The 25,712-nt window shown below is 72.5% G+C and carries 22 protein-coding genes; 12 read left to right on the top strand and 10 right to left on the bottom strand.

Going from position 1 to position 25,712, the window contains the following annotated elements; translation table 11 throughout:
* Nucleotides 1–17: 17 nt before the first annotated feature.
* Together F4562_RS29390 and F4562_RS29385 are read left to right on the top strand one after the other, a co-directional pair.
* Nucleotides 18–1,076 carry a pentapeptide repeat-containing protein gene (locus tag F4562_RS29390; RefSeq protein WP_184547937.1) on the top strand — a complete coding sequence of 353 codons (1,059 nt, stop codon included), beginning with the start codon at nt 18–20 and terminating at the stop codon, nt 1,074–1,076.
* 103 nt (nt 1,077–1,179) lie between these two features.
* Nucleotides 1,180–1,869: a permease prefix domain 1-containing protein gene (locus F4562_RS29385; protein ID WP_184547939.1), complete on the top strand. Its 690-nt coding sequence runs from the start codon at nt 1,180–1,182 to the stop codon at nt 1,867–1,869.
* On the opposite strand, the gene F4562_RS29380 is transcribed toward F4562_RS29385, so the two are convergent.
* Nucleotides 1,859–2,221: a PadR family transcriptional regulator gene (locus tag F4562_RS29380; RefSeq protein ID WP_184547941.1), complete on the bottom strand. Its 363-nt coding sequence runs from the start codon at nt 2,219–2,221 to the stop codon at nt 1,859–1,861. The two genes, F4562_RS29385 and F4562_RS29380, sit on opposite strands and share 11 nt — an antisense overlap.
* Nucleotides 2,222–2,513: 292 nt before the next feature.
* On the opposite strand from F4562_RS29380, the gene F4562_RS29375 reads away from it, so the two are divergent.
* Genes F4562_RS29375 through cydC form a run of 4 tightly spaced genes read left to right on the top strand, consistent with a single transcriptional unit; the run spans nt 2,514 to nt 8,011 of the window.
* Nucleotides 2,514–3,698, top strand: coding sequence for a cytochrome ubiquinol oxidase subunit I (locus F4562_RS29375; RefSeq protein ID WP_184547943.1), 1,185 nt, complete (start codon nt 2,514–2,516; stop codon nt 3,696–3,698).
* An 11-nt stretch (nt 3,699–3,709) separates the two neighbouring features.
* A complete protein-coding gene (locus F4562_RS29370; RefSeq protein WP_184547945.1) occupies nt 3,710–4,477 on the top strand; it encodes a cytochrome d ubiquinol oxidase subunit II in 768 nt (255 codons plus the stop codon).
* A gap of 19 nt (nt 4,478–4,496) precedes the next feature.
* A complete protein-coding gene (gene cydD / locus F4562_RS29365) occupies nt 4,497–6,299 on the top strand; it encodes a thiol reductant ABC exporter subunit CydD (protein ID WP_184547947.1) in 1,803 nt (600 codons plus the stop codon).
* Nucleotides 6,296–8,011, top strand: a complete 1,716-nt coding sequence (gene cydC, locus F4562_RS29360; RefSeq protein WP_246473597.1) for a thiol reductant ABC exporter subunit CydC — start codon at nt 6,296–6,298, stop codon at nt 8,009–8,011. The genes cydD and cydC overlap by 4 nt, the downstream gene beginning before the upstream one ends.
* Nucleotides 8,012–8,095: 84 nt before the next feature.
* Here the strand turns inward: cydC and F4562_RS29355 are convergent, their stop codons facing one another.
* The gene (locus F4562_RS29355; RefSeq protein WP_446697322.1) at nt 8,096–9,250 is read right to left on the bottom strand and encodes a S1C family serine protease; all 1,155 of its coding nucleotides are present in this window, start codon (nt 9,248–9,250) and stop codon (nt 8,096–8,098) included.
* Between the two features lie 786 nt (nt 9,251–10,036).
* Nucleotides 10,037–10,213, bottom strand: coding sequence for a YegP family protein (locus tag F4562_RS29350; protein ID WP_184547951.1), 177 nt, complete (start codon nt 10,211–10,213; stop codon nt 10,037–10,039).
* A gap of 246 nt (nt 10,214–10,459) precedes the next feature.
* On the opposite strand from F4562_RS29350, the gene F4562_RS29345 reads away from it, so the two are divergent.
* Genes F4562_RS29345 through F4562_RS29340 form a run of 3 tightly spaced genes read left to right on the top strand, consistent with a single transcriptional unit; the run spans nt 10,460 to nt 10,913 of the window.
* Nucleotides 10,460–10,609 carry a hypothetical protein gene (locus F4562_RS29345; protein ID WP_184547953.1) on the top strand — a complete coding sequence of 50 codons (150 nt, stop codon included), beginning with the start codon at nt 10,460–10,462 and terminating at the stop codon, nt 10,607–10,609.
* A complete protein-coding gene (locus F4562_RS36025; RefSeq protein ID WP_260316414.1) occupies nt 10,606–10,737 on the top strand; it encodes a hypothetical protein in 132 nt (43 codons plus the stop codon). Before F4562_RS29345 ends, F4562_RS36025 begins: the two co-directional genes overlap by 4 nt.
* Complete coding sequence (locus F4562_RS29340) at nt 10,734–10,913, top strand: hypothetical protein (protein WP_184547955.1); 180 nt, start codon at nt 10,734–10,736, stop codon at nt 10,911–10,913. The genes F4562_RS36025 and F4562_RS29340 overlap by 4 nt, the downstream gene beginning before the upstream one ends.
* Nucleotides 10,914–11,063: 150 nt before the next feature.
* Here the strand turns inward: F4562_RS29340 and F4562_RS29335 are convergent, their stop codons facing one another.
* From F4562_RS29335 to F4562_RS29315, 5 genes are all read right to left on the bottom strand, one after another.
* Nucleotides 11,064–11,885 carry a DUF732 domain-containing protein gene (locus tag F4562_RS29335; protein WP_184547957.1) on the bottom strand — a complete coding sequence of 274 codons (822 nt, stop codon included), beginning with the start codon at nt 11,883–11,885 and terminating at the stop codon, nt 11,064–11,066.
* A gap of 205 nt (nt 11,886–12,090) precedes the next feature.
* Nucleotides 12,091–13,629, bottom strand: coding sequence for an acyl-CoA synthetase (locus F4562_RS29330; protein WP_184547960.1), 1,539 nt, complete (start codon nt 13,627–13,629; stop codon nt 12,091–12,093).
* A gap of 237 nt (nt 13,630–13,866) precedes the next feature.
* Complete coding sequence (locus F4562_RS29325; protein WP_184547962.1) at nt 13,867–14,706, bottom strand: MetQ/NlpA family ABC transporter substrate-binding protein; 840 nt, start codon at nt 14,704–14,706, stop codon at nt 13,867–13,869.
* Between the two features lie 73 nt (nt 14,707–14,779).
* On the bottom strand, nt 14,780–15,436 hold the full coding sequence (locus F4562_RS29320; protein ID WP_184547964.1) for a methionine ABC transporter permease: 657 nt from the start codon (nt 15,434–15,436) through the stop codon (nt 14,780–14,782).
* A complete protein-coding gene (locus F4562_RS29315) occupies nt 15,436–16,398 on the bottom strand; it encodes a methionine ABC transporter ATP-binding protein (RefSeq protein WP_184547966.1) in 963 nt (320 codons plus the stop codon). The genes F4562_RS29320 and F4562_RS29315 overlap by 1 nt, the downstream gene beginning before the upstream one ends.
* A gap of 506 nt (nt 16,399–16,904) precedes the next feature.
* On the opposite strand from F4562_RS29315, the gene F4562_RS29310 reads away from it, so the two are divergent.
* The gene (locus tag F4562_RS29310) at nt 16,905–18,401 is read left to right on the top strand and encodes a methyltransferase domain-containing protein (protein WP_184547968.1); all 1,497 of its coding nucleotides are present in this window, start codon (nt 16,905–16,907) and stop codon (nt 18,399–18,401) included.
* Nucleotides 18,402–18,562: 161 nt separating this feature from the next.
* Here F4562_RS29310 and lon read toward each other — a convergent pair whose 3' ends face one another.
* Entirely contained in the window at nt 18,563–20,932 is a 2,370-nt protein-coding gene (gene lon, locus F4562_RS29305; RefSeq protein ID WP_184547970.1) for an endopeptidase La, read from the bottom strand.
* A 240-nt stretch (nt 20,933–21,172) separates the two neighbouring features.
* On the opposite strand from lon, the gene F4562_RS29300 reads away from it, so the two are divergent.
* Complete coding sequence (locus F4562_RS29300; RefSeq protein ID WP_184547971.1) at nt 21,173–21,826, top strand: biliverdin-producing heme oxygenase; 654 nt, start codon at nt 21,173–21,175, stop codon at nt 21,824–21,826.
* 196 nt (nt 21,827–22,022) lie between these two features.
* On the top strand, nt 22,023–22,625 hold the full coding sequence (locus F4562_RS29295) for a TetR/AcrR family transcriptional regulator (RefSeq protein ID WP_184547972.1): 603 nt from the start codon (nt 22,023–22,025) through the stop codon (nt 22,623–22,625).
* A 67-nt stretch (nt 22,626–22,692) separates the two neighbouring features.
* Here F4562_RS29295 and F4562_RS29290 read toward each other — a convergent pair whose 3' ends face one another.
* Nucleotides 22,693–25,710: a poly(A) polymerase gene (locus F4562_RS29290; protein ID WP_184547973.1), complete on the bottom strand. Its 3,018-nt coding sequence runs from the start codon at nt 25,708–25,710 to the stop codon at nt 22,693–22,695.
* Nucleotides 25,711–25,712: the final 2 nt, after the last annotated feature.

Genomic DNA, 25,712 nt, shown 5'->3' with positions numbered 1-25,712 from the left:
GCGGGTATCACCAAGGTATGAGAAGTCTGGATGTGGGCTGGGTCACCTGTACCGCCTCTCCGGAGTGCATCGGGGCGGCGCAGCGGCCGTACGGGCGCTGCCTGGCCCATCTGGACGCCGCCGAGCTCGACGAGGTCCTCGGCCGCCTCTCCCCCGGTTCCCCGGTCGACCTGCGGGCCACCGTCGTCGACAGGCCCCTGCTGGAGCGTGTCCTCACCGCCGCACGCGGCAGACTGGGCCGTGCCCGCTTCGACTGGGCGAGCTTCCCGGAGAGCCTGCGCTTCGGCGACGTCCGGTTCGACGGGGACGTCTCCTTCGACCACGCCCGCTTCCAGCACCTCGCCTCGTTCTGCGACGCCCGCTTCGCGCGCAACGTCTCGTTCCGGGAGGCGCGCTTCGACCGCGAGCTGTCACTGCACGGCGTCGTCATCACCGGGCACGCGGCCCTGGACGGGGTGCGCGTCGGCGGCGACGCCCTGTTCGGCGCGGCGGCGTTCGGGCGGACCGCGTCCTTCGAGGGCGCCGACTTCCGTGGCTTCGTCGCCTTCGACGGCACCCGTTTCGCGGGTGACGTGACCTTCAGGGGCTGCCGGTTCCGCCGCACGGTCTCCTTCCGCAGGGCGGGTTTCGGCGGGGCCGCCGGGTTCGAGGCGGCGCGCTTCTCGGGAGGCGGCTACCTGACCCCGGTGTCCGTCGGCCGCCACCTGACGCTCGCCGGGGCCTGGGCGGGCAAGAACCTCGACCTGACCGCCGGCCGCTGCTCGGTGGACCTGCGGCGTCTGCGGGTGGCCGGACGACTGACCGTACGCCTCGACGACGCCGTGGCCGACCTGGAGGGGGCGACCCTGAGCGGTCCGGCCACCGTCCGCGGCCGGGGCGGCGCCCGGGTCATCTCGCTGCACGGGGTGGACGCCGAGGAACTGGCGCTCGACTCGCTGGACCTCAGCGCCTGCCGCTTCACCGGCCTGCGCCACCCCGAGCGGATCCGGCTGACCGGTTGCGCGCTGGCTCCCGCCCCGCGCGGGGTGCGGCTGGCGCTGCGCTGGTGGCACCGGCACCGCCCGGCGGGCGCCTGACGGGCCAGGGTCGTCTCAGGGAGGTTCCGGATGCGCCGCCCGCCGGCCGCTGCCAGGATGGGGGCCGACCGCCCCTGGCGGGGACCGGCCGACTGGAGAGCACATGGCGAACACCGGGGTCATCGACGACTACGTGGCCGGGCTCGGCCGTGCCCTGAGGGGGCCCCGGCGCCTGCGGCTCGACCTGGTCGCCGAGGCCCGCGACAGCCTGCTCGACACCGCCGAGGCGCTGGAGGGCGACGGCCTGGACCGGGCCGAGGCCGAGCGGGTCGCCGTGGAGGAGTTCGGCCCGGTCGGCGTGATCGCCCCGGCCTACCAGGAGGAGCTGTCCATCGCGGCGGGCCGCAGGCTGGCCGCGGTGCTGTTCGTCACCGTGCCGCTCACCACGCTCATGTGGAGCGTGATCTGGCGGCTCTACCCGGCCTCCCTGACGGAGTACGGGGCCCGGCCGGACTGGTTCCTGCCGGTCGCCCGCGGTCTGGACATCCTGCAGCTGCTCGTCGGCCTGGTCGGTGGCGCCGCGCTGTTCGCGCTGGGCCGGGGACTGCGCAGGATCAGGCGTCCACTGCTGGTCACCCGCCGGCTGGCCCTGCTCGTCTGGCTGATGCTGCCGGTCACGCTCGCGCTGTCCGTGGCCCTGACGACGGGGTCGCGACATCCCGTGGTCCTCGGCGACTACCCGCCCGGGGTGGGCATGTCGCTGGTGAGCTACCTGTTCTGGACGGTCCAGCTGTATGCGGCCACCCGCTGCCTGAGCCTCACCCGGCGGGCTCCCGCTCCGGTCACCGCGTAGCCCCCCCGAACTCTTCCCGGACCCGGCGCACGACGCGCGGTTCCAGGACGCTGCCGATGACCCCGGCGAACTCGCGCCAGGCCGAGCGCTCGCTCGCGAGCGCCGCGCGGCCGGAGGACGTCAGGCGGTAGGTGCGGCGCCGGCGCCCGCCCACCGTGACCCACTCGCCGGCCAGGTATCCCGCCTGCTCCAGCCGGCGCAGCGCCGGGTAGACGGTGCCGGTCGGCACGTTCAGCGCGCCGCCGCTGCGCTCCTGCAGCGCATCGATGATCGCGTAGCCGTGCAGGGGCTCGTGTTCCAGCACGGAGAGCAGCAGGGCGTCCATGTGCCCGCGCAGCGCGTCGGCGTTCACGCGGCCCCCTCCGTCCGTCCGGCGCCTTCCACCGGCGCGGTTCCCGTCACCCGCGTGGCCTGCCGCACGGCCGCCGCTCCACCCGTCGGCGCGGCCCTCCCGGCGGGTGCGTCCCCCTTCGACGGCGCGCCTCCCCACGCCCGCCGGCCGGACATCGCCCGGCCGCGTCCGGCGGCCCGTTCGCTTCGTTCCGTCACGGGGTCAGCCTATCTCCGCGCAGGCACGCTACATGTAGTCTGTCTATATATAGATTGCCTACCTGTAGACAGACATGACAACGGAGGTGAAAACCTTGGACGTGCTCGACCTGGCCCGGACGCAGTTCGCGGTGACGGGCGGTCTCCACTTCCTGTTCGTGATGCTGACCCTGGGCCTGGCCCCCCTGGTCGCGATCATGCACACCCGTCACGTCATGACCGGCGCTCCCGTCCACGAGCGGATGACCCGCTTCTGGGGGCAGGTCTACGTGATCAACTACGCGCTCGGGATCGCCACCGGGCTCGTGATGGAGTTCCAGTTCGGCATGGGATGGAGCGGGCTGTCGCACTACGCCGGAGACGTATTCGGCGCGCCGCTCGCGATCGAGACGCTCGGCGCCTTCTTCCTGGAGTCCACGTTCCTCGGCCTGTGGATCTTCGGCTGGCACCGGCTGCCCCGGTGGCTCCACCTGGCGTGCATCTGGATGGTGACGCTGACCGCCTACCTCTCCGCGTTCTGGATCATGGCGGCCAACGCGTTCCTGCAGAACCCGGCGGGTGCGGTGGAGCGCGGCGGCCGGCTGGTCCTGACCGACGTGGGCGCCCTGCTCACCAACCCGATGCTGACCGCGGCGCTCCCCCATGTGATCGGTGCGGGCCTGTGGGCCGGCGGCTTCGTGATGATGGGGGCCGGCGCCTACCGGCTGTTCACCGGGACCGACGATCGGGAGTTCTTCTCCCGATCGCTGCGGACCGGCGTGGTGACCGCCCTGGTCGGCTCCCTGGTCACGGTCGGCTTCGGCTACGCCCAGCTCGCCCCGGTGCTGGAGTTCCAGCCGGGCAAGTTCCAGGGGTCCCCGCTGGCCGGGATCGGGCTCGGTTTCATGGTCTTGATCGGCCAGATCCTCCAGCTGGCCCTCATGTTCGTCCTGGCACCCACCGTGTACTGGCTGCCGCGCTGGCGGTGGGCACACCCGATCCTGATGCTGATCACCCCGCTGCCGTTCCTGGCCGCGATCCTCGGCTGGCTGGCCCGCGAGGTCGGCCGGCAACCCTGGCTGATCCACGGCAGGCTCACCGTCGCCGACGCCATGTCACCCGGCCTCACCTCCGGGATGGTCACCGCGTCCCTGGTCGCCTTCACCGGCGTGCTCGGCCTGCTGGCGGTAGTCGACTACGCGCTGATCGTCCGGACCGTCCGGCGCGGCCCGGACGCCGTCGCCCTCGGCGCGTTCGGGCCCGTCGAATCCGCCGGGCACGTGCCCGTATCGGCCCACTAGGGAGACAGACCGTGGACATCCTCTGGCTGGGCATGCTCGCCCTCCTGCTGACCGGTTACTTCGCCCTGGAGGGCTTCGACATCGGCCTGGGCATGCTGCTGCCCGTGCTCGGCCGGTCCCAGCGGGACCGGGACCGGATCGTCGCCGCCATGGCCCCGTTCGTCCTGGCGAACGAGGTGTGGCTGGTGGCCGCGGCCGGCGTGCTGTTCGGCGCCTTCCCCGAGGCCGAAGGGAAGGTGCTGTTCGGTCTCTACCCCCTGGTGGTCGCGCTGCTGGTCTCGTGGATCCTGCGGGACGCCGGGCTCTGGTTCCGCCGCCGCGCGGACGGCCGCGTGTGGCGGGCCGCCTGGGACTGGACGATCTGCGGCGCCTCCTGCGGTCTCGCCCTGAGCTGGGGCACGGCGCTGGTCGCGATGGCCGGTGGCCTGACCGGGCCGATGCCCGTCCTGCCCGGCCTGGCGGGCGGGACGGCGGTCGCGGGCCTGTTCGCCCTGCACGGCCGGACGTTCGTCTCCTGGCTGCTGCCCGGCCAGGTGACGGCCGGGCGCCGCAACGGGTGGGCCCTGCTGCTCTCCGCGTGCGCCGCCGCCGCACCCGCCGCGGCGTTGCTCGCCGCGGCGGCCCCGTGGCTGCTGAGGCATGCCGCCCCGGCCGGGACACTGAATGTGCTCAGTGTCATGATTCTGCCGTTAACACCGCTGATGGTGGGTGCGCAAGTATGGGTATGGCGCACGTTCGGTCCCCGGCGTGCCGCCGACCCCGTCCCATCGTTCTTCTGACGAGCCCTCCGAGGATGGCATGCACAAGGATCTCGTGAGGCTGGCACGGAGCGAGCGGGCCGTCCGCGGCCACCTGGCCCTGTGTCTGGCCGCCGCCGTCCTCGCCGGCCTGCTCGTCCTGGTCCAGGCGGAGCTGCTGGCCGGAGTGCTCTCCGGGCGGTTCGCCGCCTCCGCGCTGCTGCTGCTGGCACTGGTCGTCGGCGTGCGGGCGCTGCTCGCCCTCCTCCAGGGCGTCGCCGCGGGCCGCGCGGCCACCGGGGTGAAGTCCGTGCTCCGACACCGCCTGCTGTCACGGTTGCAGGAGCTGGGCCCGGTACGGCCGGCGGCGCAGCGCTCGGGCGAGCTGGTCACGCTGACCGGCCGCGGGCTGGACGCCCTCGACCCCTACCTGACGGGCTACCTGCCCTCGGTGGCGGTCGCCGGCGTCGTCCCGGTCGCGGTGCTCGTCCGCCTGTTCGCCGCCGACCTGACCAGCGCGGTGATCGTGCTGGTCACCCTGCCGCTCATCCCGGTCTTCGGTGCGCTGGTCGGCATGCACACCAAGGCCGTCACCGAACGCCAGTGGCAAGCCCTGTCCCGCCTCGGCGGCCACTTCCTGGACGTGGTCCGGGGCCTGCCCACCCTGCGCGCCTTCGGCCGGGCCCGCCACCAGGCGGAGGTGATCCGGCAGGTCGCCGACGCCCACCGGAACGCCACGATGCGCACGCTCCGGGTGGCGTTCCTGTCATCGCTGGTGTTGGAGCTCGCCGCCTCCCTGTCGCTGGCGCTGGTCGCCGTCCCGGTGGGCCTGCGGCTGCTGTCCGGCTCGCTGGACCTGCCGACCGCGCTGCTGGTGCTGCTCCTGGCCCCGGAGGCGTACCTGCCGCTGCGCGCCATGGGCAACAAGTTCCACGCGGCGATGGAGGGGGTCGCCGCCGCCGACGAGGCCTTCGCCGTGCTGGACGGCACGGCTCGGCCGACCGGCACCGCCGACACCCCCGTCATGGCCGCCGCTGTGGGAACGGGCGCCTCCGGGAAGGACGGCCGGGCGCCGGAGATCCGGCTGGAGAACGTCACCGTGCGCTACCCGGACCGCGAGGAGGCGGCGCTTGAGGACGTCTCGCTGGTGATCGCGCCCGGTGAGCGGGTGGCGCTGGTCGGCGAGAGCGGAGCGGGCAAGAGCACCCTGCTCCACCTGCTGCTGGGCTTCGTCGGCCCCGCTTCGGGCCGGGTGCTGGTCGACGGCGTCGAACTGACCGACCACGGCCCCTGGCGGGACAGGCTGGCGTTCGTGCCCCAGCGTCCGCACCTGTTCGCCGCCTCGGTGGCCGACAACATCAGGCTGGGTGCGCCGGAGGCGACGGCGGACCAGGTCAGAGCCGCGGCGCGGGCCGCGTACGCCGACGAGTTCGTCGCGGCGCTGCCCGACGGGTACGACACCGTGCTGGGCGAGCGGGGGGCGAACCTGTCGGCCGGACAGCGGCAGCGGGTCGCGCTGGCCCGCGCGTTCTGCCGGCCGGAGGCCGGGCTGCTCCTGCTGGACGAGCCGACCGCCCGCCTCGACGGCCGCAGTGAGAGCGCCGTCGTCACCGCGACCCGTGACCTCGCCGAGGGCCGCACCGCCGTGATCGTCGCGCACCGGCCGGCGATGATCGACCTGGCCGACCGGGTGATCCGGATCGCCGACGGCCGCGTGGTGGACGACACCCGGGCCGGCACACCGGACGGCGGGGGCGATAGGCGGGCCGGCACACCGGACGGCACGCGGAACGGCGCCGGGGCCGGCACCCGGGACGACGGGAAGAACCCGGCCCGCACGCGCAAGGAGGTCCCGTCCCGATGACAGGAATCAGGGATCTCGATCCCGGCATCCGCACCGACCGGATGGGCCGGCGGCTGGGCCTCGCCGCGGCGGCGGGCGCCGCCGCCGAGCTGGCCGGGCTCGGGCTGATCGGGTCCGCCGCGTGGCTGATCGCCCGGGCCGCCGAACAGCCTCCACTGGCGGCGCTGAGCGTGGCGATCGTCGGGGTCAGGGCGTTCGCGACGAGCAAGGGCGTCTTCCGGTACGCCGAACGCCTGGCCGGGCACGACGTCGCACTGCGTGCCCAGGCCACGACCAGGGAAGGGCTCTACCGGGCGCTCATTCCCGCCGGGCCGCTGAACCAGCGCGGAGCCGACCTGCTGAGCCGGATGGTCGACGACACCGACGCCGTCCAGGACCTGTGGGTGCGCTGCCTGCTGCCGGCCGCCGCGGCGCTGGTGACCGGGGTGACGGCGGTCGTGATCGGGTTGTTCGTGCTGCCGGCCGCGGCGCTGGTGCTGCTGGCCGGGCTGGTGGTGGGCGGGGTCCTGATCCCGGCCGGCACGGCCGCCGCCGCACGGCGCTGGGCGGCACGCATCGCCCCGGCCCGCGCCGACCTGGCCGCCAGGGTCGCCGATCTGGTGCACGGCGCGGCCGACCTGGCCGCGTACGGGGCCAACGGGCGGGCGCTGGCCGCGGCGGACGAGGCGGACGCCCGCCTGGCGCGGCTGGAGGGCCGCCGGGCACGGGCGAACGCGCTGGCGGCGACCTTGGGCGTGCTCGTCCAGGGTCTGACGGTGGTGGCGGTCGTCCTGGTCGCGCAGGGCGCCGGGGTGGGCACCGTCGCCACCACGGTGCTGGCGCTGACGTCGCTGGTGTCGTTCGAGCCCGTGCTGCCGATGGCCGCGGCCGGGGAGCGGCTGACCGGCGTGCTCGCCGCCCTGCGGCGGCTGCGGGAGATCCGTTCGACGCCGCCCGCGGTGACCGACCCGGCCACGCCCGCGGCGCCTCCCACGGGGCCGCTGACGGTCGAGGTCGAGAACCTGGTGGTCCGCCACGGCGCCGATCGCGCTCCCGCGCTGGACGGCGTCAGCCTGACCCTCACCCCCGGCAGGCGTGTCGCCCTGGTCGGGCCCAGCGGCGCAGGGAAGAGCACGCTGCTGTCCGCCCTGATGCGCCTGGTCGAGCCCGAGTCGGGGACGATCCGGGTGAACGGCGTCGAGCTGGGGGAACTGTCCGCCGACGACGCCCGGCGGCTGATGACGGGGCTCACCCAGGACCCGTACGTGTTCCAGACGTCCCTGCGCGACAACCTGCGGCTGGCCGGTCCCGACGTGGGCCAGGGGGAACTGGACGAGGCCGTGCGGCGGGCGCGGCTGGAGCGGTGGGTGGAGCGCACCGGCTGGGACGCCGTGCTCGGCGAGGACGGCCGGACGGTCTCCGGCGGCCAGCTCCAGCGCCTGGCGCTGGCGCGGGCCCTGCTGCACGACCCTCCGGTCCTGTTGCTGGACGAGCCCGCCGAGGCCCTGGACGAGACGACCGCGGACGCCCTCATGGCCGATCTGCTGGACGCCACGCACGGACGCACCACGCTGCTCGTCACACACCGCCTGCGCGGGCTGGAACGGGTGGACGAGATCGTCGTGCTGGAGAACGGCTCGGTGATCCAGCGGGGCACCCACGAACAGCTGGTCTCCTCCCCCGGTTACTACCGCGACCTGTGGCGTTCGGAGGCTCTGACCGCCGGGCGCTGATCCCGGGAGGGAGAGAGACACGAATGCGCCGCCGGACCGTCACGGTCAGGCGGCGCATCCCCCAAGGGGGCAACCAAGGGTCCTTTACTCGCCGGTCTTCTCGACGAGGGTCACGGTGACGGTCTGGGAGCGCCCGTCGCGAACGTAGGTGATGGTCACCTGCTGGCCGGGCTTGAAGCCGCGGACCGCGCCGACCACGGTGGCGGCCTCCTCGACGGCCGTGTTGTTGATCTTGGTGATCAGGTCGCCCTGCTTGAGACCCGCCTGGGCCGCCGGGCTGCCCTCGGTGATCTGGCCGATCAGGGCGCCGCCGGCGTCGCCCAGCGCGTCGGTGACGCTGACGCCCAGGAAGGCGTGGGAGACCTTGCCGGTCGTGATGAGCTGCTGGGCGACCTGGCTCGCGGTGTTGATCGGGATGGCGAAGCCGACGCCGATGTTGCCCTCGCCGCCGTTGGTGAAGATGGCGGTGTTGATCCCGACCACCTCACCCTTCGCGTTGACCAGTGCGCCGCCGGAGTTGCCGGGGTTGATCGCCGCGTCGGTCTGGATGGCCCCTCCGATGGTGGTGGGCGCGCTTCCCCGGGACTCCCCCCCGCCCCAGCCCGGCGGCAGCTGCTGACGGCCCTGGTCGCCGCCCACGGTCAGCGTGCGGTTCAGCGCGCTGACGATCCCGGCGGTGACCGAACCCGACAGGCCGAGCGGACTGCCGATGGCCAGGACGGAGTCGCCCACCTTGAGCCGGTCGCTGTCGCCGATGGCCGCCTTGGTGAGCCCGGAGACGCCGTCCGCCTTGATGACCGCGAGGTCGGTGGCCGGGTCGGTGCCGACGATCTTGGCGTTGGCGGTCTTGCCGTCGCTGAACCTGACGATCACCTGACCCCCCTGGCCGACGCCGTCCACGACGTGGTTGTTGGTGAGGATCAGGCCATCGGCCGAGAGCACCACGCCGGACCCTCCTCCCGCACTGTTGGAGGTCCTGACCTCGATGGAGACCACCGCGGGCTGGACGGCCTGGGCGATGTCGGCGACCGTGGCCGTGCCGCTCACCGCGGTGCCGGCGATCGGGCTGGACGCGGCGACCGTGGTGGACTGCCCGAAGCTCGTGGCGGTGAAGGCCCCCACCGCCCCACCCCCGACGGCCATGGCGGCCAGCGCGAGGCCGGCGCCGAGCCTCTGCCCCACGGTGAGCCTGGCCCGGGGTGCGGGCACCACGGCGGGTGCTCCCGGCATCCCCGGCATCCCCGGCGCTCCGAGCGCTCCGGCCACTGCGGGTGTCCCCGTCGCCCACGGCGCTCCCGGGGCCCCCGAAGCCCCCCGGACCCCGGAGCCCGGAGTCTCCCACGCCTCAGGCGTCCCGGCGGCGGGCTGTACGGGCACCGGGGGGACCAACGTCGGCTGCGGTGCGGTGTCACCAACGGAACCATGGGCGGCACCACCGGGACGGTAGGCCCCGGCACGCGGCGGGACCTTCCCGAACTGGGTCCAGCCATCGTTCCCGGGGGCGGCCTCGGCCGGCGCGTTCTCCTGATCGTCTCTGTTCGCTTCCATGTCTTCCCCCATGTCCTACGCCCCGGATCCCCAGGGCCAAGACCGGTGCTCACCGGCTATGAGAAACAATGCCTCACCGCGCGTAAGACCCGGCTAAGGGGATGATCGACTTGATCGCCTTCCACTGACAGTGGTCTTATCTTCCCTGGTCAGAGGTGGTGTCGGAGATCCGGAACGGGTTTCCGCCGCCCCCTGCGGATCTGGATGTGGGAGAAGGGGCCGACGACCGGAGAGGAGGAAGGAGTCGACAGGCGAAGAGAAGCGGGAACCCCCTCCCGGCCCCCGAGGCCGACCGGCCGCACGTTCCGGAGGAGGCCCGCCGGCGCCTCATCGACGAAGAGCCGGCCGCGTCGGCCGGGGGCGGGGACACGCCGGTCAAGGCCGGCAACCAGGACACGGACGCGTCCGGGGGCGGGATCCGGGCATACGGAACCCGGGACGTCGGTCGTCCGCTCCCCACTGGAAAGCGGCACAGAGTCAGCCGGTCTGGTCGTCGACCGGCGCGTCGGCGTTGGCGCGGACCGACTCGATGCCCGCCAGGGCGTTCGCCTTCGTCGTGTAGGACTCGCTGGTGGCGATGATCTGCCCGTTGGGGGCGACGAGGTTGAAGCGGTAACCGTTGGATGCCTTCTTGAGCACGTAGCGCGCAGCCATGATCATCCCTTCTGTATGTCCGTCTTGGTAAGACTCTCCCCTTCCCGAGTAGATACATGGCATGCGTCTGCTTTGCTGGCTCATTACTTGTGCGCACCGTTCCACGGCCGACGGTGCACGGGAAGCGGGAGCACACCTCTCACCAGGTGCCCGATCATCAGGACCTGTTTCGCCGGGCAGCCGGTCGTGGAGAAACCTGAAGCAACTTCGTTGAGGATGACACCCGGCGGTTCATAACGTCGTGCCATGAGCTTCGACGCACTCCCCGACGGCGTCTCATCGGCCGTTCTCCACCGCCGGCCGGGCCGGATCGAGGTCACCCGGGAGACGGAGGGCGTACCCGACCGCGTCATCGCGGCCGTCAGGCAGGGCCGGCCCGGACGGCGCGCCGCATGACCCCGCAGAGGCCGGCCATCACGCTCGCCCGCCGTCGGCACCTGTCCCGCGGGGACCTGGACTCCACGGTCGGCGCGCTCGGCGTGAGGCGCGTCACCGGCGACGAACGGGCCCAGGTCGAGGCATGAGAAGCCATCGGCCGACCCGGGAGGAGTTCCACGAGATGTGGAAGCGCGGCGAACAGGTCTGCGCCGCCTGCCGTCGCCCGATCGTCCCCGTCGACAGCGGGTTCGGAACCCTCTACGTCGACTCCCGGTGGATGGGCAGTTGCCACGGCGAGCGGCGCGGCGTCCACTGGCCCTGAAGACCTACGGCCGGGTGTGTGCCGGGGCGTTGCGCCGGGACCGGCCGGCTCCGGCGCCCCGGCCGACGGAGAAAGACGGTCCCGCCTGCCCGGCCGCGGCCGAGAACGGCCGGTCACCGGCTTCGGACCGTCCGATCAGGACCGCATGGCCTAGTTGGGGATCTTGTCCCGGTGACGGGGGCACAGGGTGACGATCGCCGCACCCGCCACGTAGGCGGCCGACTCCAACTCCAGACCGCCGGCACCGCTGGTCGCCACGTCCGTCAAGCTGCTACCGCCGTCGAGGGACGCGCACATCTGCTTGCCGATCTGGATCAACTTGACGCTGGGGATGTTCCGCAGCGCGTTGTTCTGCCGCAACGCGGCTATGAACAGGGCCTCCTGCCCCTTCTGGTTCCCCGAGCCGGCCGTCTCGCTGGGCTGCGTGGTGGGCTGAGTGGTGGGTGGCGTGCTGGGCTGGAGGCTCTGCTCCGGCACGGACCCGGCGGTCGGCTCCCCGGTAGGCTCCGCCGTCGGTTCCGTCGGTTCCGTCGGTTCCGCGGTCCTCTCGTCCTGCCCGGCTCCGGCCGACGTGCTCGGCTTCGCCACCGTCGGCCGGGACGCGCCTGCGTCCTCCCCGTTCAGCAGGACCACGCCACCACCGACCAGGGCGAGCACGAGCAGCACGCCACCGGCCACCGCGAGCCCGAACCCGCGCTTCTTGGGCGGCTGGGGCGGGCCCTGGGGCCACCCGGGCGGCGGACCCAGCGGGGGCTGCTGCCAGCCCTGGGGCGGCCCCCCCTGCTGGTAGTGCGGGCCGGCCTGCGGGTACGCCTGGGTCGGCTGCCCGTACGGCTGATGGGGCTGACCGCCCTGCGGAAACTGGTGGGTCGGCTGCCCGTACGGCTGATGGGGTTGGCCGGCCTGCGGAAACTGCCGGGTCGGCTGGTCCTGTCGACCCGGCCACTGCTGGGGTTCCTGCGGAGGATGCACTCGCGCACTATACGCCTTCCGCATGACAATCCACCCCAAAACCCCGGAACAGCCACCCATGCCAACCACTCGCAACGGACACGACATCTCGCTCGGCTACCGGGCCCCGGGAGAATCCACGGACCCGCCCTCGCCGCACCGGAGCCGGAGCCGACGCAGGGACGGCCCGGATCAGCGGGCCGTGCGGGGACACCGGCTCCGCGGGTCAGGACGACTTCGCGGGCCAGTACTCGTCGCGGAGCAGGCGCTTGTAGAGCTTTCCCGTCGGATGGCGGGGGAGCTCCTGCCTGAAGTCGACCGACCGGGGACACTTGTACGCCGCGAGCCGGGCCCGGCAGTATTCGATCAGCTCGGCCTCCAGCTCCGGACCGGCCAGGTCCATGGAGACCGGCTCGACGACTGCTTTGACCTGCTCTCCCATCTCCTCGTCGGGGACGCCGAAGACGGCCACGTCCGCCACCTTCGGATGGACGGCCAGGACGTTCTCGGCCTCCTGCGGGTAGACGTTGACCCCGCCAGAGATGATCATGTACGAGCGGCGGTCGGTGAGGTAGAGGAAGCCCTCCTCGTCGAGGTAGCCGATGTCGCCGAGGGTGGTCCAGCCTCGTCCCCGCGGGTCGCGGGAGGCTCTCGTCCTGTCCTCGTCACCGTGGTAGACGAAGTCGGGGCCGTCGGAGAAGTAGACGGTGCCGTGCTCGCCCGGCGGCAGTTCGTTGCCGTCCTCGTCGCAGATGTGCGTCACCCCGAGCAGGGGGCGGCCGACGGTGCCCTTGTGCTTGAGCCAGTCTTCGGAGCCGACATAGAGGAAGCCGTTGCCCTCGGTTCCCGCGTAGTACTCGTGGATTATCGGCCCCCACCAGTCGATCATCTGTTCCTTGACCGGGACCGGGCAGGGGGCTGCGGCGTGGACGGCGCACGTCAGGGCGGAGAGGTCGTAGCGGGCGCGGGTCTCCTCGGGCAGCTTGAGCATCTTGATGAACATGGTCGGCACCCACTGCGAGTGCGTGACCCGGTGTCTTTCGATGAGCGCGAGCGCCTGTTCGGGGTCGAACCGCTCCATGACGACGATCGTGGCACCCAGACGCTGGAAGCTCAGGCAGTAGCGCAGCGGGGCCGCGTGGTAGAGCGGCGCCGGGGAGAGGTAGACGCTGTCGGCCGAGGGGGCGAAGAGGAACTGGATGAGCTGGAGCAGCGGACCGGGCACGTCCAGCGGCGCCTTCGACAGCGTCGGCTTGACCCCCTTGGGCCGCCCGGTGGTGCCGGAGGAGTAGAGCATGTCCACGCCCTGGCACTCGTCGTCGACGGGTGTGGCGGGGTGGGCCGCGACGGCTTCCTCGTAAGAGTCGAAGCCGGGGGCGACGCCGTCCAGCATGAGCCTGCGCTCGACCCCCGGCGTGGCGTCCGTGATGGAGACGGCCACCTCGGCGAGGGCGGCGGAGGAGATGAAGACCCGGGCCCCGCAGTTGTCGACGATGTAGGCGAGTTCGTCGGCCTTCAGCCGGGAGCTGATGGCGGTGTAGTACAGGCCGGAGCGGTGCGCCGCCCAGGCGACCGCAAGGAACAGCGGGTGGTTCTCCAGCATGAAGGCGATGTGGTCGCCCGGCCGGAGCCCGGCGGCGCGGAGGAGGTGGGCAAGGCGGTTGGACTCCTCGTCCAGCTCACGATAGGTCACGACCCGCCCGGAGCCCGCCATGATCACAGCGGGCTTGTCCGGCGAGACTGCGGCGATGGCTCCCGGGTGCATGAAACCGAACATTACTCGGCCCACTCTTCGCTGAGAAGTGTTCACTTATCCGCCGTCGGTCGTCCCGCGCCGGGAGGCCGGCGACGGACACCGGATCCCCCGGCGCCGAGCGCCGGGCACCCGACATCCGATGCCGGACGCCCGGCGCCGGACGACGGCCCCTCGCTCCCGGACGGCGGCGGGCGGCGTGATCGTCGTCGCCCACGCCTCCGCATCGTGCCCCGCCCCCGGGCGGCGTCAGCTCGTGGCGGGGATGACCGCCCCCTTGTAGGTCTGCTCGATGAACTGCTTCACCTCGGGCCCGGAGAGCAGCGCGGCGAGCTTGGTCACACGCGGGTCCTTCTCCTTGCCCACGGCCACCACCAGGCCGTTGGCGTACGGGTTGCCCTCGGCCTTCTCCACCAGCAGAGCGTCGGAGGCCGGGTTCAGGCCGCCCTCCAGGGCGTAGTTGCCGTTGATCACCGCGGCGTCCACGTCCTGGAGGGAACGGGGCAGCTGCGCGGCCTCCAGCGGCTGGAACTTCAGCCCCTTGGGGTTGCCGGTCACGTCGCGCTCGGTGGCGGCGGTGCCGACGCCGTCCTTCAGCGTGATCAGCGAGTTGTCGGCCAGCAGCTTCAGGGCCCGGCCGAGGTTGGTGGCGTCGTTCGGCACGGCCACGGTGGCCCCCTGGCCCAGGGCGGCGGCCTCGGTCACCTTCTTGGAGTACAGCCCCAGCGGCTCCAGGTGCACCGGCTGGACGAAGCTCAGCTTGGTGCCCTTGGAGGCGTTGAAATCGTCCAGGTACGGCTTGTGCTGGAAGTAGTTGGCGCCGAGCTGGCCCTCGTCGAGCTGCACGTTCGGCTGGACGTAGTCGGTGAACTCGACGATCTCCAGATTCAGGCCCTCCTTGGCGGCGAGCTTGTCCTTGACGAACGTGAGGATCGCCGCGTGCGGGACCGGGCTCGCGCCGACCCTGAGCACCTCACCGGCCGGGGCGGCTCCCCCGCCGGCGGTGGAGGTGGACTCGTCCGATCCGCAGGCGGCGAGTGTCAGGACGAGTGCTGTTACAACAGCCGTAAAAGCCGACAATCTACGCATTATGCGCTCCTTGTGGGTATGAGAAGCCACGGGATCCCGCTCGTGGCCGGATCCCGGGAGGAAAGGGAGAGATTCAGTTACGGGCGAGGCGGCGGGCCACCATGTCGCCCAGGGTCTGCACGAGCTGGACCACGACGACCAGCACCACGACCGTGACGATCATGAGCGTGGTCTCGAAACGGTGGTAGCCGTAGCGGATGGCCAGGTCTCCCAGTCCGCCCCCGCCGATCGCCCCGGCCATCGCCGAGTACGAGATCAGCGCCACCACGGTGACCGTGAGCCCGGCGATCAGACCGGGCATCGCCTCCGGCAGCAGGACCTTGGCCACAACGGTCGAGCGGCTGGCCCCCATCGCCTGGGCCGCCTGAACCTTGTCCCTGCCCACCTCACGTAGCGCGGTCTCCACCAGGCGGGCGAAGAACGGCGCGGCGCCGAGGGTCAGCGGGACCACCGAGGCGCTGCTGCCGATGGTGGTCCCGACGATCAGCCTGGTCAGCGGGATCACCGCGATCATCAGGATGATGAACGGCAGCGAGCGGCCGACGTTGACCACGAATCCGAGCACCCGGTTGAGCACGGGCGAGGGGAACAGCCCGCCGCGGTCGGTGACGACCAGCGCCACCCCGAGCGGAAGCCCCAGGACCACGGTGAACAGGGTCGACCACAGGACCATCTCGACGGTCTGCCCGGTCGACTCCAGCAGCAGCGGAAGCATGTCGTCCCAGGTCATCACGCCTCCTGAACCAGCAGGCCGCGCTCGGCCAGGTAGGTGAGCGCCGCGGCGCGCTCGTCACCGGTGAGACGCAGGAGCAGGCGCCCGGTCGCGACACCGGCCACCTCCTCCAGTGCCCCGCCGAGGATGTTGACGTCGACGTCGAACTTGCGGACCACCCGGGAGACCACCGGCTCGTCGGCCTGCCCGGTGAAAGTGACCGTGACGGTGCCGGGCTCCGGCTCGGGCAGCGGGAACAGCTCGGCGGCGAGCCGGGAGCCGGGCCGGGCGATCAGCTCGGGGATGGTGCCGGACTCCTCGATGAGACCGTCGCGCATGATGGCGACCGAGTCGCAGATCGCCTTGACGACGGACATCTCGTGGGTGATCAGCAGGATCGTCAGGCCGAGCTCGCGGTTGAGGCGCTTGAGCAGGGCGAGGATCGACTGCGTGGTGCCCGGGTCCAGCGCCGAGGTGGCCTCGTCCGACAGCAGGACCGAGGGGTTGCCCGCCAGCGCGCGGGCGATGCCCACCCGTTGCTTCTGCCCGCCGGACAGCTGCCCGGGATGCGCCTTCGCCTTGTCGGCCAGCCCGACCAGCTCCAGCAGCTCGGCGACACGCCTGGCGCGCTCGGCCTTGCCGACCTTCATGACCTCCAGCGGAAACGCCACGTTCCCCGCGACCGTCCGGGAGGACAGCAGGGCGAAGTGCTGGTGGATCATGCCGATCCGCTGGCGCGCCTCGCGCAGTTCCCGCTCCCCCAGCGTGGTCAGCTCCCGTCCGGCCACCGAGACGGTGCCCTCGGTGGGCCGCTCGAGGAGGTTCACGCAGCGCAACAACGTGCTCTTGCCGGCACCGCTCTGCCCGAGCACACCGTAGATCTCCCCCTCGCGGACGCGCAGGTCGACGCCGCCGAGGGCGACCACCGCCTTGCGGCCCTTGACCTCATAGACCTTGCGCAGGCCCGACACTTCGATCACTGCTGTCTTCCCAACATCGACGACATCGACGAAATTCACGGCACGGCTTCCGGCGGGCGGGTGCCTACCGGGTGCCGGGGGGAAACGGCAGGTGGCTCAGGCGGCGCAGAACGAGGTCGTCCGCGGGGCAGGTCATGGTCTCGGGCCTTCGTGACTTCTGGGCGGGAACGGGCGGGGCGGCGCTCAGCACATGCGACACGCGCGCGCCATGGCGCGCGTGCCGGCCGTCTCCGAGCTCCGGCACACACGCATGCGACGACAGATGACCCGGCCCTGCGGGGTCATGCCGACATCGGGTGCCACGTTCACGCCTCCCTCAACATAACCCTTTCTTCCCCTTATTCCCGACATCTAATGTGACAGTGATCACTCCTCCGGTGTTTTTCCCGCCCGGCCCCGGTACCCGGTGCCGCCGGCTGCGACCGACGGGAATCCGTCGCGGCACGGCCGGTCGGTCTCAACCACAAGCAGTTACAAGTTTCTCCAAACGCCACCAAGGAGATGCCATGCGCCGTCGGCGAGTCTCGCAGGACCAGCATTCCGGTCCGTGGGAGTTGTCAACGATGCAGGACGAGGCCGAGATCCAGGCGCGATGGGTTGAGGGGCATGAGGCCCGGGAGCAGATCATCGAGCTCCGACGGCGCGTGTTCACCGGCGAGCAGGGCTTCGGCGAGGACATGGTGCATCACGAGAGGGATGCGGACGCCCTTCACCTGTGCGCCATGTCCGGCGAGACGATGGTGGGGGCGATAGCCGCCTACCTCTACGAGCCGGGGGCACCCGAACTGGCCGACCTGCGCCTGCCCAAGGTGGACGGGCTGAGCGTCCAGATCGGCAAGCGGGTGGAGCTCGCCGAGTACCGGGGCCGCCTCGTCACCGAGCAGCTCGGCACCGCGATGATGCGGCAGATCTGCGAATCCCTGCGACCGGCCCGTTTCTTCCTCATCATCCGGGGATCCCATCGTCGGCTCGCCGACCGGTACGTCCGCCGCGGTTTCGTCCGGCACGCCGACATCGGCTCCGGTGACGACGCCATGACGGTGATGGTGGTGGAGGGCCGCGAGGCCATGGAGGAGTTCTACGCCGAGCACCGGGCGCTGAGCAAGAGAGCAGCGAGTGACGGCCGCCGGCTGACGGTCCCCTCGCTCGTCCGGTTCCTCGCCGACAGCGGGCGTGACGACCTGCTGGCCTGGAACACCCTCATGACCGAGAACAACTACCTGGAGCCGCTGTCGCTGACGGACGAACTGCCCCGGCTGGCCGCGCAGGGGCAGATGATGATCGCCGAACAGCGTCCCCGTCTGGCGGCGACGCCCTTCCCCCCGGCGCCCGCGTCGCTGCTCGACATCGGTACCGGGCCCGGGGACTACCTGGCGGCGGTCGCGAAGGAGAAGGTCCTCTCCGGATATCGCGTCCAGGGTGTCGAACCCTCCTCCCAGCTGCTCGCCAGGGCACGGTCCGCCTTTCCGGAGCTGACCTTCCGGCGGGGCAGCGCGTACGCCACCGGTGAGCCGGACTCGTCACACGATGTGATCACGGCGAACTTCCTCTTCGTCCACCTCAGCAGTCCTGACCTGGCTCTGATGGAGATGGCGCGGGTGCTGCGGCCCGGCGGGCTGCTGTACGTGGTCGACGTCAACGACGACAGCTTCCGCGGACCCGACGAGATCCGCTCCCTGGTGGAGGCGCACGACCGCCACTACACCGGGGACCGCACCGTCCTGACCGACCTGCCGCGGCGGGCCGGGGAGTTCGGTCTCGTGCTGGAGAGACGTTTCGCGACGACGCTGCGCAACACCGGCGGCCCCGAACCGGTCCTCGGCCAGGACGAGATCCTCCTGGGGCGGCGGGAGGGGTGGAGCCTGCTGTCCTTCGTGCGTTCGCAGAAGGTCGCCGAGGACATGTTCCAGGAGGCGGAGGAGTACTACTTCCGCACGGGATGCGAGATCAGCCTCGACATCGAGACCCAGGTCTACCGCAAGCAGGCGGCCGGGGAGGAGTAGGCCGGGCGGTGTCCCGTCACCGGCGTCCCGGCCCGCGGGACCGGCTATCCGGTACCCCGGCCCGCCGGACCGGGCGTCCGGCGGCCCGGCTCGGTGGGCCGGTCATGACGGGCGGCCCGCCCCCGAGAACCGGGGACGGGCCGCCCGGCGGGTGGGCCGGGTCAGGCGGCGGCGCGCTCGGCGACCTTGGCCGGGGTGAGCGCGATCTCCAGCACCTCGCGCACGTCGCTCACCGTGTGGATGGTGAGCTCGTCGCGGACGGCCTGCGGGACGTCGTCCAGGTCGGGCTCGTTGCGCGCCGGGATCAGCACGGTCGTGATGCCCGCCCGGTGGGCGGCCAGCAGCTTCTGCTTGACCCCGCCGATCGGCAGCACCCGGCCGGTGAGGGAGACCTCGCCGGTCATGGCCACGTCGGCGCGGACCTGGCGGCCGGAGAGCAGCGAGGCCAGGGCCGTGATCAGCGTCACGCCCGCCGACGGGCCGTCCTTGGGGACGGCGCCGGCCGGGAAGTGGACGTGCACCGAGCGGTCCTTGAGGGAGCCGACGGGCAGCTCCAGCTCAGCACCCCGCGAACGCAGGTAGGAGAGCGCGATCCTGGCCGACTCCTTCATCACGTCGCCGAGCTGGCCGGTGAGGGTCAGTCCGGTGTCGCCGGTCTCCGGGTCGGCCAGGGACGCCTCCACGTACAGGACGTCGCCGCCCGCCCCGGTGACCGCCAGGCCGGTCGCCACGCCGGGCACCGCGGTGCGCTGGCGCGACTCCGGGAGCGACGACTCCGGGACATGCCGGGGACGGCCCAGGTAGGGGACGAGGTCGTCCACCGTCACCGGCAGCTCGGCCTCGCCGAGCGCGACGTTCGCGGTGACCTTGCGCAGCACCCTGGCGATCGAGCGCTCCAGGGACCGGACGCCGGCCTCGCGGGTGTACTCGCCGGCGAGCCTGCGCAGCGCGTCCTCACCGAGGACGACGTCGGCGGCGGTGAGGCCGGCTTTGTCGAGCTGGCGCGGGAGCAGGTGGTCGCGGGCGATGGCGACCTTCTCGTCCTCGGTGTAGCCGTCGAGCGTCACCACCTCCATGCGGTCGAGCAGGGGGCCGGGGATGGCCTCCAGCACGTTCGCGGTCGCCAGGAAGAGCACGTCGCTCAGGTCGAGCTCGACCTCCAGGTAGTGGTCGCGGAAGGTGTGGTTCTGCGCCGGGTCGAGCACCTCCAGCAGGGCGGCCGTCGGGTCGCCGCGGTAGTCGGAGCCGACCTTGTCGACCTCGTCGAGCAGCACGACCGGGTTCATCGACCCGGCCTCGCGGATGGCGCGGACGATGCGGCCGGGCAGCGCGCCGACGTAGGTGCGCCGGTGGCCGCGGATCTCGGCCTCGTCGCGGACGCCGCCGAGCGCGACGCGGACGAACGTGCGGCCCATGGCGCGGGCCACCGACTCGCCGAGCGAGGTCTTGCCGACCCCGGGAGGGCCGGCCAGCGCGAGGACCGCGCCGCTGCGGCGCCCGCCGACCACGCCGAGGCCCTTCTCGGCCCTGCGTCCGCGGACGGCGAGATATTCGATGATGCGGTCCTTGACGTCGTCGAGGCCGGTGTGGTCGGCGTCGAGGACGGCGCGGGCCGCGATGATGTCGTAGGAGTCCTCGGTCCGCTCGTTCCACGGGATGTCGAGGACGGTGTCGAGCCAGGTGCGGATCCAGCCGGTCTCGGGCGACTGGTCGGAGGTCCGCTCCAGCTTGTCGACCTCCTTGAGCGCGGCCTCGCGCACCTTGGGCGGCAGATCGGCGGCCTCGACGCGCGAGCGGTAGTCCTCCTCCTCGGAGGCGGACGTGTCGCCGTTCAGCTCGGCGAGCTCCTTGCGGACCGCGGCGAGCTGCTGGCGGAGCAGGAACTCGCGCTGCTGCTTCTCCATGCCCTCCTGGACGTCCTTGCGGATCGTCTCGGCCACGTCGAGCTCGGCGAGGTGCTCGCGCGACCACTCGACCAGCTTCTCCAGCCGGTCGGCCGGGTCGGGGGTCTGGAGGATCTCGGCCTTGCGCCGCGTGGTCAGCCAGGGGGCGTAACCGGAGTTGTCGGCGAGGGTCGACGGGTCGTTCATCTGGTTGACCGCGTCGACGACCTGCCACGCACCCCGCTTCTGCAGGATCGTGGTGGCCAGCGCCTTGTACTCCTTGGCGAGCTCGTGGGCACGCTCGCCGGCCGGGACGGGCGCGATGCGGGTGGCCTGCACCCACAGGGCCGCGCCGGGGCCGGTCGTGCCCGCGCCGACCCGGACCCGGTCGACGCCGCGCACCACCGCGGCGGGCTCGCCTCCGGGCAGCCTGCCGACCTGCTCGACCACCGCCCGGACGCCCACCGATCCGTACTGGCCGTCGATGCGGGGAACGAGGAGCACCGCGGGCTTGTTGTCGGCGAGAGCCTGGGCCGCGTCGATCGCGGCCCGGACCTCGGTCTCGGACAGGTCAAGCGGCACCACCATGCCCGGCAGCACGACCTCGTCGTCGAGCGGCAGGACCGGGAGGACCAAGCTCTCACTCATGTGCACTCCAAAGGTTGAGTTGTACACACTCAATTAATGGGAGTCCGTGATTGTTCCCGAGCTTGAGCGTGTTCGCCGTGAGCGATCGTAATTCTGTAATCGAAGACGCGAAAGCCCAGGCAACTGCGGACATTCCCGCACGTGAGAGCGGTTGATGACAGGGTGTCGTCATCGACTTGACGGACATCTCAGCCTTTGTGACACTTTGTCATGAAAATTCCCCCTCGCCGCGGAGTGATCATGAGCGATGCGCCGTTCTCCGAAGTCCTCAGGAACGCCACCTGGGGAGACCACGAGTCCGCCGAGGACGGCAGCTACCTCAAAGCGCTGATGGCGGGCCGGCTCAGCCCGGAGGCGTACGGCGAACTGGTCGCCCAGCACTACTTCGCCTACGTCGCCCTGGAGAGCGCCTCCCGCGCGCTCGCCGCCGACCCCGTCGCCGGATCGTTCGTCTTCCCCGAGCTCTACCGGGAGGAGGCGCTGGTCCGCGACCTGGAGACGGTCTACGGGTCCGGCTGGCGATCCAGGATCGAGCCGTCCAAGCCGACGCTCACCCTGGTCGCCCGCATCAACCAGGTCGCCGACTGGCCCGCCGGCTACATCGCCCACCACTACACCCGCTACATGGGGGACCTGTCCGGCGGGCAGTTCATCCGGATGGAACTGCAGAAGATTTACGGCTACCGGCCGGGCGGCGGCGTCGACTTCTACCTCTTCGACGGGATCGGCAGCCTGCCCCGATTCAAGAACGAGTACCGGGCCCGGCTGGACGCGCTGCCCCTCGACGAGGCGGAGAAGCGCCGGCTGGTCCGCGAGACGAAGCTCGCCTACCTGCTCAACACCGAGGTCCTGGCCGAACTGGGCCGGGTGGCGCGCGCCGAACTCGTCGCCTGAGCCCTCCTCCCGGTGTCCGCCCCCGAGGTCCCGCCCGGCCGCCCCTTCCCGGGACCCGCCAGGACGCCCGGACGCCACCGACGTCTACGCGGCAACGTACGTGCCCCTCCCCGGGCCCGCCGGGACGCCCGGTCGCGGTGCCGAGGTGCGCCGGGATGCCCGCCCACGGTTCCGGACACTGTGCGACCATGGGACGATGCCCCGCATTTCGGCCGCGACCATCGGCGAGCACCGCACTCAGACGCGTGAACGCATCCTGCGGGCGGTCTCGCGTCTCATCCGCGAGCAGGGCATCGACACCATCTCGATGACGGACGTGGCCGGCGAGGCCGGCATCACCCGCACCGTCCTGTACAACTACTTCCCCGACAAGGCCGCGCTGCTGCTGGCCTTCACCGAGCGGGTGACGCACTACTTCATCGACAGCTACGAGCGGGAGCTGCCCGAGCGGGCGACCCCCGCCGAGCGGCTGCGGGTGTTCGTCAGGCTCCAGCTGGCCGGGCTGCTCGCCCACCCGCACCCCGGCCCCGCCGACCTGTCGGCCGCGCTGGGCCCCGACGCGTACCAGCGCCTGGCCGACCACGTCGAGCCGATGCAACGCATCCTGACCGGAATCATCGACAGCGGGGTGGCGTCCGGCGACTTCCGGGCCGCCGACGTGACCGCCACCGCGCGCATGATCCTCGCCGTCATCGGCGCCGAGCGGGTCCCCCTGCTCAGCGGCGCGGTGACGGCGGACGAGGCCGAGGAGCTCGTCTCCGGGTTCGTCCTGCGCGGCCTGGGCTGCCCGCCCGCCTGAGGTGCCGTGGGCCCCACGCGGACAGACCGGTCGGCGTCCAAGCCCCCGGGGCGGGTGAGGGCCGTGCTCAGCGGAGCGTCGGCACCTCGCCGCACTCCGCCCACTCGACGGTGACCCCGCGCAGGCCCTCCGCCCACGGGCCGGCGATCTCGGCGAGCCCCGCAGCGTCCGGCGGCGTGCGGCCGAGCCCGATCGCGAACCGCACCAGCTCCGGCCCGGTCTCGGACGGCCGGGGCCAGGCGTGCGCGTCGCGGACCCCGGCACGCTCCAGCGAGGTGAGCAGGGCACGCACCCGCCCCCGGACGCGGCCCAGCATCACGCCGAGATCCTCGCCGGGTGCCCCTCGTACGGTCACGACCGCCCACGCCGCGTGCCGCCGGTGCGGCGGAGGCGCCGGCAGTTCGGGCCTGGGGTCGCGGCGGCTCTCCGCCGCCGCCTCGGTGATCTCCCAGGCGTCGTAGAGCTCCCGCGTCAGCAGGTCCCTCCAGCCGGCGCCGACCTGCTCGGTGCAGGAGCGGACCGGGGCCGTGGGAGTCATGATCGTGACGGCCGCGCCGACGACCTCCTCCGGGCCGGCCGGCGACTCCCCCTTCGTGTGTCCGGTCTGCGGCTCCCCCGGCTCCGGCGGGAGGGCCGCCGGAAGGAGCGCGACCGGGTGCCGCCAGTCCCACGCGGCCCACGTGCCGAAGAAGTGACGGAGCAGGTCGCCGGGCGGGAGATCGCCGGCCTCGCGCACCGTCCGCGCCGCCAGGACCGCCCAGGCCACGCCCGGCAGCCCGCCGAACGGGGCCGAGTCCAGCCCTCGCGCCTTCGCCCACGCCTTCACCTCCACGGCCAGGGAGACGAAGGCGGCCCGGTGCTCACCGGCCGCGGCGAGCACCGCGTCGGCGTCGGCGACCGCGCTGAGCGCGATCGCGGCGGCCTCTCCCAGCTCGGCGCGGCGCGCGACCGCCTCCGCGGGGGCGACGTCCCCGGTCGAGACGACGATCAGGTCGACGTCCAGGTCGCCGGCCCGCAGCCGCAGCCCTGGAACCCGGGCACCGGTCACGTACCGCATCCCCGCCGCCTCCGGCAGCGCCGCCTCCACCCGGGCCCGGACGTCGCCGAGGTCGGCCTCCCCGGGCAGCGCCGCCACCAGGTCCAGGTCGGCGCCGGGCAAGGCGCAGTCCAGGCGCCGCGACCCGGTGACGTGGACGACGCCCTCCGGCAGCGCGGCCCGCACCCGTTCCGCGACGCGGAGCGCCCGTGTCTCCCCGCGGCCGTCCTCCGCCCGCGGGCCGGACCCCGGAGTACGCGGTCCGGGCTCCGTGGTGCGCGGTCCGGGCTCCGTGGTGCGCGGTCCGGGCTCCGTGGTGCGCGGTCCGGGCTCCGTGGTGCGCGGTTCGTGGTCGAGCCAGCGCACCTCTCCCGTTCCCAGGGCCACGCTCGCCCGGGGAAGCATGGGTTCCGCACCCCGGCGTGACAGCAGGACCAGTTCCTCCACCCGCGTGGAGACTCCGCCGAGTCGTGCCGCGCATTCGGCGGCGACCCGCTCCGGCTCCCGCGTCCTGCCGAGGGTCAGGTGCGGGGTGTAGCCCTCGGCGCGGCCCCGGCAACGGGGGAACCCCCGCTCCAGCGCGTGGCGCAGCGCGGCCCATTCCTCCGGCCCGGCCGCGGCCGGGTCGAGCCAGACCGTGGAGTCGTCCCCGTGCGAGAAGGCGCGCACGCCTTCGAGCCGGGCGGTGAACGGGGCGGTCGCGGCCGCTGCGGCGGCCACGATCGGGGCCGCCTCCTCGAAGGCGGACTCCGGGACGAAGCCGAACATCACCGTGACGTGCGGCGGCCATCTGCCGGCCTGCGGATCGTGCCTGCGCCGGATCTCCTGGATCGCCGGCCAGAGGTCCTCCGGCGGGATCCACGCCAGTGCCGTCCGCGCCGTCGGCCACATGTCGAGGACGGCGGGCTTCCCGGGCTCCTCCGGCTCGTCGGCGCCGTCGCCGACGGCGATGTCCGCGGCGACACCGTAGTGGTCCGACACGAACAGGCCGTCCGCGGTCGCGGGTGAATCGCCTTTCAGCGTCGCGGCGACGGCCCGCAGGCCGGGGCCGCGCAGCAGGACACGGTCGAGCCGGACCGCCCGGCCGGAGATCGTCGAGATCGCCGCCAGCGGGTTGACCAGCGGGTCGAAGGTCGCGGTCGCGTCGCCGGGCCCGCGGACCTCCGTCCAGGCGTCCCGCAGGCCCAGCGCCGTCTCAGGCCCGCTCCCGCCGTCGTTGAAGTCGCCCAGCAGGATCACGTCCCCGTCCACACCGGCCAGCGCGTCGGCGAGCCGGGCGAGTTCGGCCTCGCGCCTGGCGGGGCCGTCCTGGGTGTGGTCACTGGTCAGGTGCGTGGCCGCCACCACGACCGGCCCGGCGGCGGACTCCACGGTGACGGCCGCCACGGCCTTGAACGGTCCGAGGACGCATCCGCCCGCCTCCCGCACGGGCAGGCGGCTGAGGATGAGCAGCCCGCTGTCGTCGACGTCCCGGCGCCTGGGGTCGGTGCCCAGCGTGTAGCCGGAGCGGACCCACGAGGCCCGCAGCAGCATGTCGAGCAGTCCGGTCTCGACCTCCTGCAACGCGATGACGTCGGCGTCGGCCCGCTCCAACGCCTCCAGCAGCAGCGGCCTGCGCCGGGCGGTGTCGATCCGGTCGCCGTCGTAGCGGTCCCACAGGGTGTTCCAGGTGAGCACGCGCAACCGCGCCGCCGTCGCCGTCGCCCTGCCGGGCGGCACGGCTTCCGCGGGACGCCACCCGGCGACCGGATCCCAGGCGAACGGTGTCCCGGCCGTGAAGAACGGCGCCCGGAGCCTGCGCGGCTCCCGCACCCGGCCGGCACCCGAGGAGTCGACGCGGTCGACACCCGACGCCCGGTCCCAGACCACCTCGCCGTCCGCCTCGACGAACAGGATCCGGTGCCAGGGGATGTCCCCTCCGGGGACGAACGCGGGCAACGGCACACGCTTGGGAGCGGCGCCACGCACGTTGACTCCCAGCACGAACCGCGCCGGATCGAAGCGCGCGTCCCAGCGGATCCGGTGGTAGATCTCCTCGCTCGTCCGCATGC

Source organism: Streptosporangium becharense (assembly GCF_014204985.1).
Classification (GTDB): domain Bacteria; phylum Actinomycetota; class Actinomycetes; order Streptosporangiales; family Streptosporangiaceae; genus Streptosporangium; species Streptosporangium becharense.
This window is presented reverse-complemented; position numbering and strand designations above follow the sequence as displayed.

Excerpts from the sequence above, each read along its gene's own strand:
- F4562_RS29340 (WP_184547955.1), top strand. The coding sequence starts at position 10,734 with ATGAGAAGCCATCGGCCGACCCGGGAGGAGTTCCACGAGATGTGGAAG.
- F4562_RS29385 (WP_184547939.1), top strand. The coding sequence starts at position 1,180 with ATGGCGAACACCGGGGTCATCGACGACTACGTGGCCGGGCTCGGCCGT.
- F4562_RS29355 (WP_446697322.1), bottom strand. The coding sequence starts at position 9,250 with ATGCCGGGGATGCCGGGAGCACCCGCCGTGGTGCCCGCACCCCGGGCC.
- F4562_RS29320 (WP_184547964.1), bottom strand. The coding sequence starts at position 15,436 with ATGACCTGGGACGACATGCTTCCGCTGCTGCTGGAGTCGACCGGGCAG.
- F4562_RS36025 (WP_260316414.1), top strand. The coding sequence starts at position 10,606 with ATGACCCCGCAGAGGCCGGCCATCACGCTCGCCCGCCGTCGGCACCTG.
- lon (WP_184547970.1), bottom strand. The coding sequence starts at position 20,932 with ATGAGTGAGAGCTTGGTCCTCCCGGTCCTGCCGCTCGACGACGAGGTC.
- F4562_RS29290 (WP_184547973.1), bottom strand. The coding sequence starts at position 25,710 with ATGCGGACGAGCGAGGAGATCTACCACCGGATCCGCTGGGACGCGCGC.
- F4562_RS29295 (WP_184547972.1), top strand. The coding sequence starts at position 22,023 with ATGCCCCGCATTTCGGCCGCGACCATCGGCGAGCACCGCACTCAGACG.
- F4562_RS29310 (WP_184547968.1), top strand. The coding sequence starts at position 16,905 with ATGCGCCGTCGGCGAGTCTCGCAGGACCAGCATTCCGGTCCGTGGGAG.
- F4562_RS29330 (WP_184547960.1), bottom strand. The coding sequence starts at position 13,629 with ATGCACCCGGGAGCCATCGCCGCAGTCTCGCCGGACAAGCCCGCTGTG.
- F4562_RS29300 (WP_184547971.1), top strand. The coding sequence starts at position 21,173 with ATGAGCGATGCGCCGTTCTCCGAAGTCCTCAGGAACGCCACCTGGGGA.
- cydC (WP_246473597.1), top strand. The coding sequence starts at position 6,296 with ATGACAGGAATCAGGGATCTCGATCCCGGCATCCGCACCGACCGGATG.
- F4562_RS29350 (WP_184547951.1), bottom strand. The coding sequence starts at position 10,213 with ATGGCTGCGCGCTACGTGCTCAAGAAGGCATCCAACGGTTACCGCTTC.
- F4562_RS29345 (WP_184547953.1), top strand. The coding sequence starts at position 10,460 with ATGAGCTTCGACGCACTCCCCGACGGCGTCTCATCGGCCGTTCTCCAC.
- F4562_RS29390 (WP_184547937.1), top strand. The coding sequence starts at position 18 with ATGAGAAGTCTGGATGTGGGCTGGGTCACCTGTACCGCCTCTCCGGAG.
- cydD (WP_184547947.1), top strand. The coding sequence starts at position 4,497 with ATGCACAAGGATCTCGTGAGGCTGGCACGGAGCGAGCGGGCCGTCCGC.
- F4562_RS29325 (WP_184547962.1), bottom strand. The coding sequence starts at position 14,706 with ATGCGTAGATTGTCGGCTTTTACGGCTGTTGTAACAGCACTCGTCCTG.